This window comes from Endozoicomonas sp. YOMI1 (assembly GCF_024606345.1).
Classification (GTDB): domain Bacteria; phylum Pseudomonadota; class Gammaproteobacteria; order Pseudomonadales; family Endozoicomonadaceae; genus Endozoicomonas.
The window spans coordinates 1-1,492 of the sequence record NZ_JAHHPM010000587.1; the positions used below are offsets into that span (position 1 = coordinate 1).

The window sequence follows — 1,492 nt, forward strand, 5'->3', positions numbered from 1 at the left end:
CAGCTGGAAGCGGGTGATTATGGTTCGGCCCGGGCATCATTCTTCGCGCTGTCGGATCAGCAACAGCAACAGGCCATCCAGTCACTGACAAGGATGCCCGACTGTTTTGGACTGGAACCCCAGTGGGATGATCCGGCTCCCAGAGACAGCCAGAGTGCCTGGCAGCGCTTCACCATCCTGTACGACAGCAAGATGGGGGTCCAGGAAGAGGCGATGAACCGCCTGAAGCTGATGTCGATGGTCAGTGCTGGCAAGGTGACCAGTCAATACGACGAGGCGCAACAACTGGTGGCACACATTATTGACCTGCTGCCAACCCGGGACAATGCCAGCCAGCGATCCTGCCAGGAGGCAGCAGAGTGCGCACAGCCGCCAGTGTTCCAGCAGCACCAGTACGACCCGGGTACAATAACCGACATGCTCAGTGCTTATAAAACCATAAAGGCGGAAGTCGCCGACCAGTTGCCACAGTATTTTATCAACCACAACCTGGACAGTGACCTGCAAGAAGAGATCATTACCCAGGTGGCGCTGGGTAGTTTGGGGTCACTGAATGGCAAGGCAGTACCTGCCGGACAACGACAGGCGGAAATAGCGGCGCGGCTGCAAACCGAAGTGGAGGAGTTTGCCCAGACGCCGGTTTAACGATGGAAACCATGAGCAACAAACTGTCGGTCCGGGGGGGCTGTCCGAGAATAGACTGCCGTGTTCTTCCGCGGCTTTCTTATCAGTAAACATGCTTCCGTCCCGGTCAACTCGTCACATGGGGTTAATGGACATGGGCTTCCTCCTGTATTGGGTCTTTGAGCTGTATATAAATACAGTTGTTTTGTCTATTAGGCTGTCTAGGAATCAGCTTTTAAAAAAAGGAGGCCTGGTTTTTTGAAAGTTACTGAGCACCCGGGAAGTTGGGCAGTTCTGCCTGGCGATGTGCAGCTATGAAATACTATAGACGGCAATAATCAACAATCCTTGTTTGCCACCCCTGGACCGTATAATTTTTTCTCTCGGATATTTGCAAATTTTGTAAAGTTGGATATTTTTCTACTCGATCTAAAATTAATAGAAGTCAACTGACGGGTTAATCAAGCGATGCATCTTCGATTTCCAGTTAAACCAACTAATCCAGGTTTTCTGCCTGATCAAAAATTTCCTAATGATGATGATAAAAAATTTCCTGATAAAAAAAATCTTCATGATGATGATGATAAAAAAATTCCTGATGATGATAAAAAACCTCCTCATGATCGTGCTAAACCAGCCAGAGTGTTTCACTCACGTCAAGTGGCTAATAATAAAAAGACAGGGAAGACGACGCTTGCACAGGGTAGCCAGGATCAAACCAGTCATATGATTCAGCCAGCCAGTTCTTCAGAATTGCTTAGGCGGACAAAGTCAATTAATTCAAGCGCAGCTGGTTCAATAATTGGCGCAATCTCAATATCAGCATCAACATCTGAATCCGCATCAATATCAGCATCAACATCTGAAT

2 protein-coding genes are annotated in these 1,492 nt (G+C 48.1%); both read left to right on the forward strand.

From position 1 onward, the window contains the following. On the forward strand, positions 1 to 645 hold a 645-nt coding region (locus KDK15_RS20535), incomplete at its 5' end, for a hypothetical protein (RefSeq protein ID WP_257297268.1). A gap of 447 nt (positions 646 to 1,092) precedes the next feature. Beyond that, positions 1,093 to 1,492, forward strand: a 400-nt coding sequence (locus tag KDK15_RS20540; RefSeq protein WP_257297269.1) for a hypothetical protein, incomplete at its 3' end; no start/stop codon positions are given.